Here is a 14875-nt window from a genome sequence, read left to right on the forward strand (position 1 = left end):
GCCAGGCTGATGCCCGTGACTGATCCCGCAGCCGTGCTCAATGGCATGTATCAAGCCGAAGCCGAGTATTTCGCCGCCGGCGGCCCCGGTTCGGCTTCGTTTGCCCCGCTGGCCCCGTATTTCGCCGAGGATGTCGTACTGCACCAGGCCGCCGGGCTGCCGTTCGGCGGCGACTGGCACGGCCACGCCGGGCTGGAGAAGTTCTTCCTCGAGATGAGCCGGATCTGGGAGTCGTTCGACATCGGCGACCAGGAGTTCCTCTCCGTCGGCGCGACGTCGGTGGTGCTCACCCAGGTGCGCGCCCGGACGCGGGCGACCGGGCGGGACCTCGAGTTCCCGATCCTCCAGGCGATCCGGATCGAGAACGGGCGGATCGCCGAGGTACGGCCGTTTTACTGGGACACCGCGGCGATCGCGAGTGCCTGCCTCGTGAGTGGCTAGGCCGGTTCTAACCGGCCTAGCCACTCACGACTCACGCTTGTCGGCGCGCGTACGCATCCAGCCGCGCCGGTTCGAACGGCAGCTCCGACTCCGCCAGCGCACCGCAGTGGAATCCGCCGAGCAGGTACCGGGCCAGCGCTTCCGCCGTGGCGGGCTCGTCCAGCACTCCCCCGGAGGTCTTCGACGCGTAGTCCTGCAACCGCTTGGCCGCCGCCGGGGCGCCCTCGCGGTAGAAGGCGTACGTCGCCGCGTACCGGGTCGGCAACTGGTGCGGATGCAGGTCCCAGCCCTGGTAGAAGCCGTTCTCCAGCGACCGCCGCACCAGGCGCAGGTGCTCGGCCCACGCGCCCGGCAGGTCGTCGCCCACCGGGAGCCGGTTGGTCGAACCGTCGGACAGCCGCACGCCCGTTCCGGCAGCCGCGACCTGCATGAACTGCTTCGCGAAGTCGGCGGCGGGGTGCGCCATGCTCTGGTACGCCGCGCTGATCCCGAGACCCGCGCTGTAGTCGTAGGTCCCGTAATGCAGCCCGGAACACCGGCCGTCCGCGGCCTGGATGATCTGCGCGACCGAGACCGTGCCGTCGGTCGAAAGGATCGACTGCGCGGTCTCGATCTGCACCTCGAACCGCAGCGCGCGGTCCGCCAGTCCGTACGCGGTTTCCAGCCGCCCCAGCACTTCCGCGGCGACCTCGACCTGCTCCACCGCGGTGACCTTCGGCAGCGTCACCACGAATCCGTCCGGCAGCGATCCTTCGGACAGCAAGCCGGACAGGAACAGGTCGAGCGTCCGGATGCCCCGCCGCCGCGTCGCGGCTTCGAAGCTCTTGAACCGGATTCCGACGAACGGGGTGCCGCCGGTGGTCGCGAGGGTGCGCCCGGCGGCCTCGGCGGCCGCGTCCTCCGCTTCGTCGCCGGGACGGCCGTAACCGTCCTCGAAGTCGATGCGGAGGTCCTCGATCGGCTCGGTGAGGAGCTTCTCGCGGACCCGCTCGGCCACCGCCGGGTCAAGGTTCAGCAGGTCGCCGTGCTCGACGAAGACCCGCATCGCCTGTTTGCCCCAGTCGGCGACCAAGCGCGTGCGGTACTGCGACGCCGGCACGTACACCGTGTGCACCGGACGACGGCCCGGAGACTCGCCGGGGTACCGCGCCGCCACGCGCGCGTCGGCCTCGGCCAACCGCGCGTCGGCGGTGCGGTAGACGTCCTCGGCGAGTCGTCCGCCAGCCATTACTGGATGTGCTCGTACGCCGGCAGGGTCAGGAAGTCCGGGAACTCGTCGGCCAGCGCGACCTGCTCGAACAGTTCGACCGCGGGCTTCAGCAGGTCGTCGGAGACCTCCGCCGCCAGCTCGCCGCGGACGTCGGCGACGACGCCTCGCACCAGCTCCGCGGTGACCTTCTCGCCGTTGTCCAGCTGCGTGCCGTTCTTGACCCACTGCCACACCTGCGACCGCGAAATCTCGGCCGTGGCGGCGTCCTCCATGAGGTTGTGGATCGCCGCCGCGCCGTTGCCGCCCAGCCATGAGGCCAGGTAGCGGATGCCGACGTCGACCGCCGCGCGCAGACCGGCCGCGGTGGCGCTGCCCGGCGTCGAGGCGACGTCCAGCAGCTGGTCGGCGGTCACGCTCACCTCGTCGCGAGTGCGGCCCAGCTGGTTGGGCTGGTCGCCGAGGACCTTGTCGAACTCTTCCTTGCAGAGTGCGACCATGCCCGGGTGCGCGACCCACGAACCGTCGAAGCCGTCCGCGGCCTCCCGCGACTTGTCGGCGTGCACCTTGTCGAAGGCGCCCTTGTTGACTTCCGGGTCCTTGCTCGGGATGAACGCGGCCATGCCGCCGATCGCGAACGCGCCGCGCTTGTGGCAGGTGCGCACGAGCAGTTCGGTGTAGGCGCGCATGAACGGCGCGGTCATGGTGACCGAGTTGCGGTCCGGCAGCACGAACTTCTCGCCCGCGTCGCGGAAGTACTTGATGACGCTGAACAGGTAGTCCCAGCGGCCCGCGTTGAGGCCGGAGGCGTGCTCGCGCAGTTCGTAGAGGATCTCCTCCATCTCGAACGCGGCCGGGATGGTCTCGATCAGCACGGTCGCGCGGACGGTGCCGTGCGGGATGCCGAGCGCCTTCTCCGCGTGCGTGAACACGTCGTTCCACAGCCGCGCTTCGAGGTGGCTTTCCATCTTCGGCAGGTAGAAGTACGGGCCCTTGCCGCGGTTGAGCAGCTCTTGCGCGTTGTGGAAGAAGTAGAGGCCGAAGTCGACCAGCGCGCCGACGCCCTTGCGGCCGCCGAACGTCAGGTTGCGCTCGTCGAGGTGCCAGCCGCGCGGGCGGACCACGATGGTGGCGTGCTCGACGTCCGGCTTCAGCTCGTAGTGCTTGCCGTTCTGGTCGAGCGTGATGGTGCCGCGGATCGCGTCGGACAGGTTGACCTGGCCGCCCACCACGTTCGCCCAGTGCGGCGTGTTGGCGTCCTCGAAGTCGGCGAGCCACACCTTGGCGCCAGAGTTGAGGGCGTTGATGGTCATCTTGCGATCGGTCGGGCCGGTGATCTCCACGCGGCGGTCGCGCAGCGCTTCCGGCGCGCCCGCGACCTGCCAGTCGCCCTCGCGGATCTCCTTGGTCTCGGCGAGGAAATCGAGGCGGCCGGTGGTCCGGGCCTCCTCGCGCCGCTTGCCCCGCGCGACGAGGAGTTCGTCGCGCCGCGCGGCGTACTCGTCGTGCAAGCCCGCTACGAAAGCGAGGGCTTCCGGCGTCAGAATCTCGTCCCCACGCTCGACGGACCCGCCGAGAACCTGGACCTCAGACATGCGCAACACCCCGAGTAGTGCTTTGGATAACGTCCCTACGGTTTTTACCTGACGGACTATAGTTTCTGCATAGCGGAACATCAATCGGGTCTGTGAGGAGGACCACTGGTGGCGGCTGAGAAGAGCGGACGAGACGGCGGCGTCCAGTCCCTGCAGCGCGCGTTCGAGCTGCTGGAGCACCTGGCGGACACCGGCGGCGAGGCCAGCCTGTCGGAGCTGGCGACCCTGTCCGGGCTGCCGATGCCGACGATCCACCGGCTGATCCGCACGCTGGTGTCGCTGGGCTACGTCCGGCAGAACACCAACCGGCACTACGCGCTGGGCGCCCGGCTGATCCGGCTCGGCGAGAACGCCAGCATGCAGTTCGGCGCGTGGGCACGGCCGCTGCTGGTGGAGCTGGTCGAGGAGGTCGGCGAGACGGCGAACCTGGCGGTGCTGGAACGCGACGAGGTGGTGTATGTCGCACAGGTGCCCTCGAAGCACTCGATGCGCATGTTCACCGAGGTCGGCCGGCGTCTCCTGCCGCACGGCACCGGCGTGGGCAAGGCGATGCTGGCGGAACTGCCCGCCGACGAGGTCGCGTCGCTGCTGGAACGCACCGGGATGCCCGCGTACACCGAGCACACCTTCACCGACCCGGACGCGCTGGCGGTGGAGCTGAAGAAGATCGCCGGACAGGGTTACGCCCTCGACGAGGCAGAGCAGGAATTGGGTGTGCGCTGCATCGCCGTCGCGATCCCCGGCGCGCCAGTGCCCGCCGCGGTGTCGGTGTCGGGCCCGTCCGGCCGCCTGACAGCGGACGCGGTGAGCCACATCGCGCCGGTGGTGCAGAAGGTGGCGGACCAGCTTTCGCAGCAGCTGCCGGTTACTTGAGTTCGCTTTTGAGTTCGCCTTTGAGGAGGTCCATCAGCAGACCGTCGTGCCAGGTGCCGTCCGGCCCTTGCTCGTAGTCGCGGAGAATCCCGACGCGGCGGAAACCGAGCTTCTCGTACACGTGAATCGCACGGTGATTGGCCGCCGCCGGATCGATGGTGATCCGATGGTGCCCCTGGTCGAACAGACGCTGGGCGAGGACCCGGATCGCCTCCGAACCGAGCCGAGCCCGTAGTGGCCAGGGTGCACAGCGAGGTCGATCCCGGCGTGCCGGTAGCGGGGGGTGGTTTCTTCCCAGCTCTGGATGATGCCGACGGTCTGGCCGTTGTGCTCGATGGCGTAGGCGTGTTCCTCGTCCTTGGCGAGAAGCCCGTCGGTTTCCTCGTCGGGATCGCCCCACCACTGCGAAACTTCCGGGGCGGAGAGGATCTCGTGCACTCGCGACCGGTCGGCTTCGGTGAGCGGGCGGAGGGTTACGCGGGTCACTGCATGGGTTTCTGATCGACCTGGACGTTGTACTTCACCTCGGTGCCGTTCACCGCGCCGATTTTCGCGGTGAGCCCGACTTTCTGTCCACCCGCGGTGAGGACACAGCGCATCGACTCCCCCTCGACAGCCTTGATCGGTCCCGGGCAGGCGACGGTGTCCGGCCGCTTGCCGATGGACTGCTGGAGAGCGTCGGAGATGCCCTTTTCGAAGTTCTCCTTGGAGACCTCCTTGCCGACGCTCACGTGCGCGGAACAACCGGCGAGAACCAGCGCGCAGGCGGCGAGCAGGATCCAGGAACGCATGGATTTCTCCTAGTGCCAGACGGAATTCGGGATGCGGTCGAGAAGGTCGCAGCGGAGATCGAGGGCAGGGAGCAGGACCTTCGGGTCTCGGTGATCGCTGACCTGGTCGAAGAAGTCGAGCTTCCCGCCGACCAGCGCGAACCCGCGGAACTTGCGCGGATCGGTTTTGAGGAACGCGGTGACGACCGGATTCAGTACGGCACGGGCGAAATCGGCGTTCCCGCTGCGCACCTCGTACCGGAGGTCGAACTCGGCGTCGCCGGTCTGCACGTCGCCCTGCCCGATCTGCGCGTTGACCCGGCTGGACAACTCAGCGACGCGGCTGATCTGCAACGCCGGGCCGGTTCCCGGGCCGCGCACCCAAATCACGCGAAGGGTGTTGGTCTCGCCCTGCATCGGCGTCCGCACCCGGAAAGCCCCGGCGAGAAACGGCCTGCCGCGATGAGTCCCGGTGACGATCTCGCGCGCCTCGTAGATCTCCCGCCGGTTCAAGTACGGCCCGAGCGGGTTCATCGCCTGCTCCACCGCGTTTCGCTCGATGTAGCGGTCGCCCTCGTCGAAATAGGCGCAATAGGCGTCGTTGCGTTCCTCGTACCGCCACCCGCGCCGCTGGATCTCCTGCTGCAGCCGGGCCATGGCTTGTTCCTGGTCGCGTTTGTAGGAACGGCTGTTCCAGACCAGGAACCAGACGAGCGCCCCGGCCATGAGGAGCGTGCCGCCGATGACGATCACCAAAATCAGCGCGACGCTCATCGCCGCCGCTCGTCCCCGTCATCGAAGATGTCGACCGGTTCGAACTCGTCGTCCGCCACGCGCGGGCCCCGGCCGGCGAAAGCAGGCAGCGGCCGACTGCCCGGCGCAGCGACCGGCTCGGGCACGGCGCCGAGTGACGAAGGGCGGGAGGCGCCGAACAACTCCTCGTCCGAGTCCAGGACGCGGTCGAGCAATTCGGTGTCGCCGAGCCCTCGGCGAACGACGTCGGCCTGAGCCCTCGCGACGTTCGCCTGCGCTTCGGAAATCGCCCGCAGCACGTCCGCGGCGAGCACCTCCCTGGCGGTTTCGGACGAACCCTCGCTGAAGGTGATCGAGGTGATCCCGCCGCCGGGTCCGGCCACGACCGTCACCGCGCCGTCGGGAGACGTCGCCTGTCCTTGAGTTTCCTTGAGTTCGTCGTTCATGCGCTGATAGGCCTCGGCGCGCAGCCGGTTGTCCGTCGCCGCGGAATCGATCGCTTCGATCCGGGCGAGCAGCTGCCGGGCTGTTTCGTTCATCGGGTGGGCTTCTCCGGTTCGATGGTGGCAAGGAACTTCTGGAAATCGCCGATCACGTGCTCGAACTGGTCCTCGAGCAACGCGGACAGCACCACGTGCAGCACCGCGCTCCGCTCGGGCTCCCGCTGGTCCCGCATCAGCATGAACACCTGGAACTGCACGAGGTCGGCGGGTTTGCCCCGCAACGGGATCGTGAGCTTCACCGCTTGGGTCAAAGCGGGATCCGAGTCCGAGCCGACCTCGTTCCGCCTGCCGAGCCGGACGTCGGCAGCGCCGGCCGCGCGCAGTTTCTCGACCGCTTCGTCGCCGATCTCCGTGAGGACGGCGTTTTCCCGGATCTCGCCGGTGATCGAGATGTTGGGAGTGAACCCGTCCCGCGCCGAGGACGCCTTCAGCGCGACGAACGCCGCGCCCGGGGCTCCGACCTCGTCCGGCGGCACCGATTGCCAGCCCTCGGGCAACGAGAACTGGATCGGAACCGGAATAGTGGATGCCACTGCGTTTCTCCGAATCTGGGTCTGGTTTTCAGAAGCCTAGGAAGTCGGCGACGGCCCCCGCCGCGTTGGAGATGCCATTCCCCACGTCGGAAACCACCTCGCCGACATCGTCGGCGACGTCCTTCACCGTGTCCACGACCTCGCCCGGATCGATCGCGATGTCGAATCCGATCTTGCCGCCGATGCCGAGACCGACGCCGATGGAGGCGCCGAGGTGGAACTTGCCGTCGTCGCCCATGCCGACCTGGCCGCTCGCTTCCACGCCCGCACCGGCCCAGGCTTCGCCGTGCACACCGGCCGACACGCCGCCGACTTCGGCGCTGACGTCGCCTTCGACCCTGGCGCCGACAAATGCCTCGGCATTGCCCTGGGCTCCGGTCACGCCGATCGAACCTTCCGCGGAAGCGCTGGCCCCGATCTCGCCTTCGGCGGAGCCCTTCAAGCCCGCGTGGTCGGACAGGTGCAGTTCGCCCTCGGCGCTGCCCTTCGCCAGATACGCCTCGGCCGAGGCGCCGGCGTTGACGCCCAGGATGCTCGCGCCCGCGTGCGCCTCGGCGTTCGCGCCGAGCACCGCGCCCCCGATCTTCCCGCTGCCGCCGAACTGCTCGGACCCGAATTTGCCTTCGAGCGAACCGTCGAGCAGGTCCACGCCCGCCTCGGCCGAGACAGTGGATTCGTGGGTGTCGATCCCGAGCGACTCCAGGAGGCTGCCGATCTTGTCGCCGAACATCCCGTCCGACTGGCTGCCGAATTCGCCCTTGAAGCTCTTGCCGAAGCGGCTCTTCTGCCACCCGCCCGGGTCTTTTTCCTCGAACTTGCCCTTCTCGTCGTTCCACTGGTCGACCATTTTTCGGTGGTCGGCGCCGAATTCCTTGCCCTTGCCGACGTCCTTCGAGTACGAGCCGTCCTCGTCGCGACTGAAGCCGAGGGCCTCCGCGGTCATGCCGCCGACCTGTTCGAGCTTGCCGCGCGCGTTCTCGAGGATCTGCTGCGCCTCGGACATGGCGGCCCGGCCGGGATCCACGAGCGGAGCGATCGCCTCTCCGATCGAGCTGGCCTGCAGCATCTGCACCTGGTGGTCCGCGGCCGCGGCCCGCGAGGCCGCTTGCGCCTGGGTGAAGAGTTCGATCGCCCGCTGCGCCTCGCTCTGGCTCCACGTCAGCGCGTCGCCGTAGTCGGCGAGCGCGGTCGCGCCTTTGCCGAGGACGCCGATCGTCTCGATCCAGTTCTTCGGCTCCTGCCCGAAGATCTCCCGGAAGCGGTCCGCCGCGTCGCCGGACCACTCCCGAGGGGCGATCCCGCCGAGCCCTTCGGAAATCCCGGCCATCTTGTCGATGTTGCGCACCAGGTCTTTCAGGTCGCCGGAGAGCAGCTGCGGCTCGCCGGGGATCAAGGCTTTCGGGTCGGTGGTCTGCCCGAGTTCCGCGCCCATCAGAAGACCGGCCCGATCTCGTCGCGGCCGGCGGGCTTGCCCGAGGAATCGGGGAAGAGCTGCCGGGAACGCTCCGGGCTCATGATCCGCATCGGCCCGTCGTCGTCGATCGACCCGCTGATCCGTCCGGTCGCGCCGCCGGTCCAGCCGCCTCCGGGAACGTCGTGCAGTCCGCCTTCGGGCTCGCCGAGACGCTCGTCCAGCTGGCTCGGTGTGAGGCCTCCGGTGAACCCTCCGCCCGGAGCGCCCTCGAGCCTGCTGCCGATCTTGGCTTCGGCTTGCGCTTCGGCTCCGGCGAAGGGGGTCACGCCTCCGGCAGTGTCGCCGAAGAGGTCGCCGAGCCCCGAGCCGAACTTGCCGATCGTCCCGGTCGCGGCGGCGTCGGACTCCGCGTACTTCCCCGCCGCCGTCCGCAGGTCGTCGCCGTGCCCCTCGGCGATCTCGGTCAGCCGGGCGACCTCGGCCTGGATTTCTTCGACGAACCCGGCCCACCCAGCTTGGACCCCTCGATGCCCGTAGTCGCCGCTCGGCCCTTGCCACAGCAGGCCCGCGGCGCTGCCGATCACATCCCCGATCGAATTCGCCGTCCGGAACAGTTCTTCCGGGACCGCGCCAAACCCGCCCGACATGCCCACCCCTCGTGGTCGTAGCTGCGCCGCTACCCACCGTGGCAGGCCACCCTGCAGGGAATGTCCGCTTTAGCCGATCTTCACCCGTCTGGGGGAATCAGCCCAGCAAAGCGTCCACGAACGCCCCAGGCTCGAACGGTGCCAGGTCATCCGGCCCCTCGCCCAGCCCCACCAGCTTCACCGGCACTCCCAGTTCCTTCTGGACCTGGAACACGATCCCGCCCTTGGCGGTGCCGTCCAGTTTGGTCAGGACGATGCCCGTCACGTCGATGACCTCGGCGAACACCCGGGCCTGCGCGAGTCCGTTCTGTCCGGTCGTCGCGTCCAGCACGAGCAGGACCTCGTCCACTCGCGCCTGCTTTTCCACGACTCGCTTCACCTTGCCGAGTTCGTCCATCAGGCCGGTCTTCGTGTGGAGGCGGCCCGCGGTGTCGACCAGGACTGTGTCCACGCCCTCGCTGATGCCCTGCTTGACCGCGTCGAACGCGACTGCCGCCGGGTCTGCGCCTTCCTTGCCTCGCACCACCGAGGCGCCCACGCGTTCGCCCCAGGTCTGCAGCTGGTCGGCGGCCGCGGCGCGGAACGTGTCGGCCGCGCCCAGCACCACGGTGCCGCCCTGGGCCACCAGCACTCGCGCGAGTTTGCCGGTCGTCGTGGTCTTGCCGGTGCCGTTCACGCCCGCCACGAGGACCACCGCGGGCTGCTTCTTGCCGTCTACCTCGTGCGGGAGGGCCCGGACCGAGCGCTCGGCGTCCGTGGACAGCGCCGCGGTCAGCACCTCGTGCAGCAGTTCGCGGGCTTCGTCCGACGTGCGCACCGCGCGGCGGTTCAGTTCGTCGCGCAGGCGGTCCACGATCTGGGTCGTCGTGGCGGCGCCGAGGTCCGCCATGAGCAGCGTGTCTTCGACGTCCTGCCACGAGTCCTCGTCCAGGTCGCCGCCGCCGAGCAGGCCCAGCAGGCTCTGCCCGAACACCGAGCGGGACTTCGACAGGCGGCCGCGCAGACGCTCGAGCCGGCCGGTCGGGGACTCGATCTCCTCGATCGGCTCGACCGTTCCCGGCACGACCGCTTCGGGAGCTTCTTCCTCGACCGGTTCGGGGAGCTTGACGTCGCGCACCGTGCGCTGGTCGGAGTCGCGCGGGACCGCGGCGTCGTCGCCGACCGCGGGCTGGCCGTCGACTTCCGGCCGGTCCTCGACGGGGTGCTCGACCACCGGATCGGGCGAAGGCTCCGGCGAAGGAGCAGGCTCGGGTTTCGCCTCGACGGCCGTTCCGCCGGACGCGAAGGAGATCCCGCCGCTCGCGGCGTACCCGCCGCCCTTCGGCTTCTCCTCGACCTTGCGCTGTTCGGCGATGCTGATCCGCCGCTTGCGCGCGATGAGCAGCCCGGACACCAGCACGGCGACCAGGACGACGACGGCGACGACAACGATCCAGAACCAGGTGCTCGACACGCCACCATCCTGTCATCCGCGTGCACAAGCCACCGGACACCCCACCGCGAGGCCAACGAGTAACGCGAACGGTTCCGATTCGGCCAAGACTCCACGAAGCGTCTTGCGCCACCCCTTCCGCGTTGACTAGACCACATCGGATGACCACCCCCGCCGGCCACTGTTTCCGCGTCCTCGGGCTGCTGTCGGGCACGTCCGTGGACGGGATCGACGTCGCGGTCGCCGAAATCCGCGAAGACGACGGGACCGTCGTCCTCACCCCGCTCGGCGAGCTCGACGTGCCCTATCCCGCCGACCTCCGCGCGGACCTCCTCGACGCGTTCCCGCCGCGGCCGAGCAGCGCGCGGCAGCTGACCGTCCTCGACACCCGGGTCGGCCAGGCGTTCGCGGACGCGGCCGCGCGCGGGATCGCCGCGTACGGGCCGGTGGACGTGATCGCCTCGCTCGGCCAGACCGTCTACCACTGGGTCGAAAACGGCGTCGCGCTCGGCACGCTCCAGCTCGGCCAGCCGGCGTGGATCGCCGAGCGCACCGGCGTGCCGGTGATCGCCGACCTCCGCATCCGCGACATCACCGCGGGCGGTCAGGGCGCGCCGCTGGCGAGCACGCTCGACGCGATGTGGCTGCGCGGCCTCGCCGAGGACACCGGACGTCCGGTGGCCGCGCTCAACCTCGGCGGCATCGCGAACATCACCGTGGTCACGCAGTCGGACAAGGTGCTCGCGTACGACACCGGCCCGGCCAACGCGCTGCTCGATCTCGCCGCCGCCCACGTCAGCGACGGCAAGCTGTCCGCCGACGTCGACGGACGGCTCGCGCTAGCCGGCTCGGTCCGGAAGGACCTGCTCGACCGGTTGCTCGCCGACCCCTATTTCGCCGCCCCTCCGCCGAAATCCACTGGAAAAGAGCACTTCCACGGCGGATACCTGAACGCAGCCCTGTCCGGCCTGCCGTCGTTGTCCGCGGAGGACCTGCTGGCGACGCTCACCGAACTGACCGCCGCGACGGTCGCCGCGGAATGCCGGCGGCACGACGTCGCGACCGTTGTCGCGTCCGGCGGCGGCGTCGCGAACCCGGCGACCATGGCCGCGCTGGCGCGGCATCTTCCCGAAGGCGCGCTCCGCACCAGCGACGACCTCGGCCTCCCCGGCTCCGGCAAAGAGGCCTACTTGACCGCGCTGCTCGGCTGGCTGAGCTGGTGCGGCGTCCCGGCGACGCTGCCCTCGGCCACCGGCGCGAGCGGTCCCCGCCTGCTCGGCGCGCTGACGCCGGGTGCGGCGCCCCTGAATCTCCCCGCCCCGCTGGGGGGCGCCGCGACCCGGCTCCGGGTCGCGGAATCCGGGCAACCACGGTAGGAGAACCCCATGAATCCAGTCGATCTGGTGATCGTCATCGTGTACCTCGCGGCGATGCCGGTCATCGGCGTGCTGGTCGGACGCAGACAGAAGTCCGCGAACGACTACTTCGTCGGCGAGCGCAGCATGCCGTGGTGGGCGGTCACGCTCTCGGTGGTGGCCACCGAGACGTCCACGCTCACCGTCATCTCGACGCCCGGGCTCGTGTTCGGCAGCGCCTTCCTGTTCCTCGAAGTCGCGTTCGGCTACATCATCGGCCGCGTGATCGCCGCGTTCGTGCTGCTGCCGCGCTACTTCCGCGGCAACTACGTGAGCGCGTACGAATTCCTCGGCCGCCGCTTCGGCCGCGGGCTGCAGGGCACCGCGTCGGTCACCTTCGTGGTGACGCGGCTGCTCGCCGAGGGGCTGCGGCTGTTCGCCGGGGCGATCCCGATCAAGGCGATCCTCGGCCACTACGGCATCCACACCGAGTACTGGCACATCGTCGTGCTGCTGACCGCGCTGACCGTGGTCTACGCGTTCGTCGGCGGCATCAAGTCGGTGATCTGGGTGGACGTCATCCAGTGGTCGCTCTACATCCTCGGCGCGATCGGCGCGGTGATCTTCCTGTCCACGAAGCTGCCGTCCGGCTGGACGCAGATCGCTTCGAGCCAGGGCAGGTTCCAGCTCACCGACTTCGCGTCGAACCTGCTCACCAACCCGTACGCGTTCCTCTGCGCGGTAGTCGGCGGCGCGTTCCTGTCGATGGCCTCGCACGGCGCGGACCAGCTGATCGTCGGCCGCCTGCTCTCCTGCCGGAACCTGCGCGACGGCCAGCGCGCGCTGATCGGCTCGTCCATCGTCGTGTTCATCCAGTTCGCGCTGTTCCTGCTCGTCGGCGCGATGCTGTGGGTCTACACCGGCGGCAAGACCGGCTCGACGGCCACCGCGGTCGCGGCCGGGAAGATGTCCGGCGACGACGTGTTCTCCAACTTCATCGTCAACGACCTTCCGGTCGGCCTCGCCGGGCTCTTGATCGCCGGCATTCTCGCGTCGACCATGGGCGCGCTCGCGTCCGCGCTCAACGCGCTGTCCACCTCCACGATCGCCGACCTCTACCAGCGGTTCACGCACAAATCGATCGAGGACGCGAAACTGCTCCGGCACGGTCGCATGTGGACACTCATCTGGGCGGCCGTGTTCGCGGTGTTCGCCTCGATGTTCACCAACTCGAAGGACCCGGTGATCCAGCAGGGCCTCGGAATCGTCGGCTACACCTACGGCGCGCTGCTCGGGTCGTTCTTCCTCGGACTGCTGGTGCGCAAGGCCCGCCAGTCCGACGCGGTGATCGCGTTCGCCTGCTCGGTGGTCGGGATGGCGTTCCTGATCCTGTTCGTGAAATTCGACAAGGCGACCACCGAGGTGCACATCCAGTTCGGCGCGGCGACGAAGACGCTCGTGCCGCTGGCGACCTACTGGTACACCTTCGCCGGCGTGCTGATCACGCTGATCGTGGGCGGGCTGCTGTCGCTGCGGCGGCGCGGTGCCGACCCGAACGTCGAGCAGGTCGAGGAGCCCGCGGAAACCCCTGCCTAGCAAGGCTCGTGAGTGGCGTTGCCGGTTAGAACCGGCAACGCCACTCACGACGTTTACGGCTGCGTGTAGAAGACCATGCCGTCCTTGTCGCAGCCGATCCGGCCGCTGCCCTGCGCGCCGGTGTCGGCCATGCACCGCCAGCCGTTCACGTTCAGCACGTGCGCGGTGCCCTCGGCCTTTTTCGGCGCGTCCTCGAAGTACTGGGTGATCACGTTGATCGCCTCGGTGCAGCCAGGGCGACCGGCCTTGGTCTCGGCGGCGGCCAGGCCGACCTTTCCGTTGGGCGCGTCGATCGGGCCGCAGTCGACCGGCGGGCCGACCGTTTCCCCGGCGTCCGAGCTGCTGTCCTGGGATTCGCCCGGGCTGTGCGTCTTGCTCGACGGCGCTGCTTTGCTGCTCGGCAGGGGGCTCGCCGGCACGGACGTGACAGTGAGCGCGACCGACGGCGGGGACGAGACGGCGGCCGCCGGGTCGCTGCTCCCGCCGCAAGCCGAGAGCAGGGCGCCGAACGCGAGAATCGACGCCGTGACAACGGCTTTGGGCACCATCGCGCGCATGAAGAAGTACCTCCCCGGCTCTCGGCCGCCGTTCGGCCGGATTCACTCTATGGGGCCAACGCCGGGTCGGCAGTGTGACAGCGAACGGCCCGGCCTCCCCTCGATGCGGGAAAGCCGGGCCGCCGGCGGAATCGCTTAGTGGATCACGACCTGCCGCACGTGCACGAAGTTCAGGTCGCCGCCCTGCCAGCGGCCGAGGTCGGTCCGGCCGCCGTCCCAGTACAGGGTGACGGAGTTGTTGCCGGAGTCGACCCGGGTGACGCCGCCCAGGTCCACGTACGTCGCGCCGCTGTTGGCGAAGCAGGCGACATCGCTGCCGTCCCACGGGCTTCCGCCCGCGAGGCGCAGCTGGACGAAGTCGGTGCGGCCGTTGCACGCGACCCGGTCGATGGCGAACGCCTGACCGGCCGGAACGGTGACGGCCAGCGCGAGCGCCGCGGCGCCGCCGATCGCGAGTCTCTTGACGAGTGAAGGCATGATCGCTGTGGAACCTTTCTCCCAGTGCTGCCTTGAAGGTGCGCCCGGCTCAACCGCGCCGCCGGACAAGACCGACCGTGCCAGCCCCGGACGGCGAGCGGACAGCCACGGTGCCCGCTTCTACCCGTTCGTACCCGGGGCGCGAGGGAAAAGTGCCGCGCTCACACCGCCTTGCCGTGGAACGAAAGCCCCTTGCTGCCGCAGAAAATCTGCTTGCTGCCGCCGTTTCCGCCGTCGTATCCGCAGTTCCAGCCGTCGACGTCGAGGAAACGCCCGCTGCCCTCGGCCTTGGTCGGCGCCTGGGCCAGATAGTCGGACATCACGTTGATCGCCTCGGTGCAGCCGACGGTGCCGGCGGGCATCGCCTCGGTCACCACGTCGACCTTGCCGCCGGGGCCGTCGATGGGGCCGCAGTCCGCGCCGTTGCCGAGTTCTCCCTTGCCCGGCAAGCGGTCGCCGGGCTGCTCCTTGGCCGGGGTCGAGTGCGGCTTGGGCTTGCTCTGGTGCGCCGGGGCCTGGGCGGACGGCGTGGGCGTCGCAGAAGAAGTCGGTGCGGCCACGGAAGAAGCGGTCGGCGCGGCCGAGAGCGCAGTCGGCGCGGCTGCGGCCTGCCCGGTCGGCGAGCCGCCGCCGCACGCGGCGACCGCGAGGGCGGCGCCGAGCAGCGAACCGGAAATCAGGGTGCGGGCCACGATGGTGCGCATTGTCGAATCCCCTCCAGG

General features: G+C 69.4%; 17 protein-coding genes and 1 pseudogene. 4 read left to right on the forward strand and 14 right to left on the reverse strand.

Annotation, left to right across the window (positions count from 1 at the left end):
• Window positions 1-15: 15 nt before the first annotated feature.
• On the forward strand, window positions 16-441 hold the full coding sequence (locus PUT80_RS21605) for a nuclear transport factor 2 family protein (RefSeq protein ID WP_275293258.1): 426 nt from the start codon (window positions 16-18) through the stop codon (window positions 439-441).
• Window positions 442-472: 31 nt separating this feature from the next.
• On the opposite strand, the gene PUT80_RS21610 is transcribed toward PUT80_RS21605, so the two are convergent.
• Window positions 473-1669 carry an aldolase/citrate lyase family protein gene (locus PUT80_RS21610; protein ID WP_134668043.1) on the reverse strand — a complete coding sequence of 399 codons (1197 nt, stop codon included), beginning with the start codon at window positions 1667-1669 and terminating at the stop codon, window positions 473-475.
• Window positions 1669-3243 carry a malate synthase A gene (gene aceB, locus PUT80_RS21615; RefSeq protein ID WP_275293259.1) on the reverse strand — a complete coding sequence of 525 codons (1575 nt, stop codon included), beginning with the start codon at window positions 3241-3243 and terminating at the stop codon, window positions 1669-1671. The genes PUT80_RS21610 and aceB overlap by 1 nt, the downstream gene beginning before the upstream one ends.
• Before the next feature lie 108 nt (window positions 3244-3351).
• On the opposite strand from aceB, the gene PUT80_RS21620 reads away from it, so the two are divergent.
• The gene (locus PUT80_RS21620) at window positions 3352-4116 is read left to right on the forward strand and encodes an IclR family transcriptional regulator (protein ID WP_275293260.1); all 765 of its coding nucleotides are present in this window, start codon (window positions 3352-3354) and stop codon (window positions 4114-4116) included.
• Here PUT80_RS21620 and PUT80_RS46310 read toward each other — a convergent pair.
• The 9 genes and pseudogenes from PUT80_RS46310 to ftsY form a co-directional block, all read right to left on the reverse strand.
• Entirely contained in the window at window positions 4109-4414 is a 306-nt protein-coding gene (locus PUT80_RS46310) for a GNAT family protein (protein WP_343076894.1), read from the reverse strand. The genes PUT80_RS21620 and PUT80_RS46310 overlap by 8 nt on opposite strands.
• A pseudogene (locus tag PUT80_RS46315) lies at window positions 4399-4602 on the reverse strand (GNAT family N-acetyltransferase); the annotation flags it as partial. The gene PUT80_RS46310 and the pseudogene PUT80_RS46315, both read right to left, overlap by 16 nt.
• On the reverse strand, window positions 4599-4907 hold the full coding sequence (locus PUT80_RS21630) for a DUF4333 domain-containing protein (RefSeq protein ID WP_275293261.1): 309 nt from the start codon (window positions 4905-4907) through the stop codon (window positions 4599-4601). The gene PUT80_RS21630 and the pseudogene PUT80_RS46315, both read right to left, overlap by 4 nt.
• A gap of 9 nt (window positions 4908-4916) precedes the next feature.
• Window positions 4917-5660 carry a hypothetical protein gene (locus PUT80_RS21635; RefSeq protein ID WP_275293262.1) on the reverse strand — a complete coding sequence of 248 codons (744 nt, stop codon included), beginning with the start codon at window positions 5658-5660 and terminating at the stop codon, window positions 4917-4919.
• The gene (locus PUT80_RS21640) at window positions 5657-6178 is read right to left on the reverse strand and encodes a YbaB/EbfC family nucleoid-associated protein (RefSeq protein WP_275293263.1); all 522 of its coding nucleotides are present in this window, start codon (window positions 6176-6178) and stop codon (window positions 5657-5659) included. The genes PUT80_RS21635 and PUT80_RS21640 overlap by 4 nt, the downstream gene beginning before the upstream one ends.
• Window positions 6175-6675: a hypothetical protein gene (locus tag PUT80_RS21645; RefSeq protein ID WP_275293264.1), complete on the reverse strand. Its 501-nt coding sequence runs from the start codon at window positions 6673-6675 to the stop codon at window positions 6175-6177. The genes PUT80_RS21640 and PUT80_RS21645 overlap by 4 nt, the downstream gene beginning before the upstream one ends.
• A gap of 28 nt (window positions 6676-6703) precedes the next feature.
• Entirely contained in the window at window positions 6704-8107 is a 1404-nt protein-coding gene (locus PUT80_RS21650; protein ID WP_275293265.1) for a putative T7SS-secreted protein, read from the reverse strand.
• On the reverse strand, window positions 8107-8736 hold the full coding sequence (locus PUT80_RS21655; protein WP_275293266.1) for a hypothetical protein: 630 nt from the start codon (window positions 8734-8736) through the stop codon (window positions 8107-8109). The genes PUT80_RS21650 and PUT80_RS21655 overlap by 1 nt, the downstream gene beginning before the upstream one ends.
• Before the next feature lie 97 nt (window positions 8737-8833).
• The gene (gene ftsY, locus PUT80_RS21660) at window positions 8834-10189 is read right to left on the reverse strand and encodes a signal recognition particle-docking protein FtsY (RefSeq protein WP_275293267.1); all 1356 of its coding nucleotides are present in this window, start codon (window positions 10187-10189) and stop codon (window positions 8834-8836) included.
• A 140-nt stretch (window positions 10190-10329) separates the two neighbouring features.
• On the opposite strand from ftsY, the gene PUT80_RS21665 reads away from it, so the two are divergent.
• Both PUT80_RS21665 and PUT80_RS21670 read left to right on the forward strand, forming a co-directional pair.
• A complete protein-coding gene (locus tag PUT80_RS21665) occupies window positions 10330-11544 on the forward strand; it encodes an anhydro-N-acetylmuramic acid kinase (protein ID WP_275293268.1) in 1215 nt (404 codons plus the stop codon).
• A 9-nt stretch (window positions 11545-11553) separates the two neighbouring features.
• Window positions 11554-13119 (forward strand): sodium:solute symporter, encoded by a 1566-nt coding sequence (locus PUT80_RS21670; RefSeq protein ID WP_134727895.1) that lies wholly within the window; start codon window positions 11554-11556, stop codon window positions 13117-13119.
• A gap of 53 nt (window positions 13120-13172) precedes the next feature.
• Here PUT80_RS21670 and PUT80_RS21675 read toward each other — a convergent pair whose 3' ends face one another.
• The 3 genes from PUT80_RS21675 to PUT80_RS21685 form a co-directional block, all read right to left on the reverse strand.
• Complete coding sequence (locus PUT80_RS21675) at window positions 13173-13676, reverse strand: hypothetical protein (protein ID WP_275293269.1); 504 nt, start codon at window positions 13674-13676, stop codon at window positions 13173-13175.
• Window positions 13677-13811: 135 nt separating this feature from the next.
• Window positions 13812-14153 (reverse strand): beta/gamma crystallin domain-containing protein, encoded by a 342-nt coding sequence (locus PUT80_RS21680; protein WP_134668037.1) that lies wholly within the window; start codon window positions 14151-14153, stop codon window positions 13812-13814.
• Between the two features lie 161 nt (window positions 14154-14314).
• On the reverse strand, window positions 14315-14857 hold the full coding sequence (locus PUT80_RS21685; protein ID WP_275293270.1) for a hypothetical protein: 543 nt from the start codon (window positions 14855-14857) through the stop codon (window positions 14315-14317).
• Window positions 14858-14875 lie beyond the last annotated feature (18 nt).

This window comes from Amycolatopsis sp. La24, from assembly GCF_029087445.1.
Classification (GTDB): domain Bacteria; phylum Actinomycetota; class Actinomycetes; order Mycobacteriales; family Pseudonocardiaceae; genus Amycolatopsis; species Amycolatopsis nivea.

Bases quoted from the DNA above. Each gene is read 5' to 3' on its own strand.
- PUT80_RS21630 (WP_275293261.1), bottom strand. From the start codon at position 4,907: ATGCGTTCCTGGATCCTGCTCGCCGCCTGCGCGCTGGTTCTCGCCGGT.
- PUT80_RS21650 (WP_275293265.1), bottom strand. From the start codon at position 8,107: ATGGGCGCGGAACTCGGGCAGACCACCGACCCGAAAGCCTTGATCCCC.
- PUT80_RS21675 (WP_275293269.1), bottom strand. From the start codon at position 13,676: ATGCGCGCGATGGTGCCCAAAGCCGTTGTCACGGCGTCGATTCTCGCG.
- PUT80_RS21610 (WP_134668043.1), bottom strand. From the start codon at position 1,669: ATGGCTGGCGGACGACTCGCCGAGGACGTCTACCGCACCGCCGACGCG.
- aceB (WP_275293259.1), bottom strand. From the start codon at position 3,243: ATGTCTGAGGTCCAGGTTCTCGGCGGGTCCGTCGAGCGTGGGGACGAG.
- PUT80_RS21665 (WP_275293268.1), top strand. From the start codon at position 10,330: ATGACCACCCCCGCCGGCCACTGTTTCCGCGTCCTCGGGCTGCTGTCG.
- PUT80_RS21640 (WP_275293263.1), bottom strand. From the start codon at position 6,178: ATGAACGAAACAGCCCGGCAGCTGCTCGCCCGGATCGAAGCGATCGAT.
- PUT80_RS21655 (WP_275293266.1), bottom strand. From the start codon at position 8,736: ATGTCGGGCGGGTTTGGCGCGGTCCCGGAAGAACTGTTCCGGACGGCG.
- PUT80_RS21680 (WP_134668037.1), bottom strand. From the start codon at position 14,153: ATGCCTTCACTCGTCAAGAGACTCGCGATCGGCGGCGCCGCGGCGCTC.
- PUT80_RS21670 (WP_134727895.1), top strand. From the start codon at position 11,554: ATGAATCCAGTCGATCTGGTGATCGTCATCGTGTACCTCGCGGCGATG.
- PUT80_RS21685 (WP_275293270.1), bottom strand. From the start codon at position 14,857: ATGCGCACCATCGTGGCCCGCACCCTGATTTCCGGTTCGCTGCTCGGC.
- PUT80_RS21635 (WP_275293262.1), bottom strand. From the start codon at position 5,660: ATGAGCGTCGCGCTGATTTTGGTGATCGTCATCGGCGGCACGCTCCTC.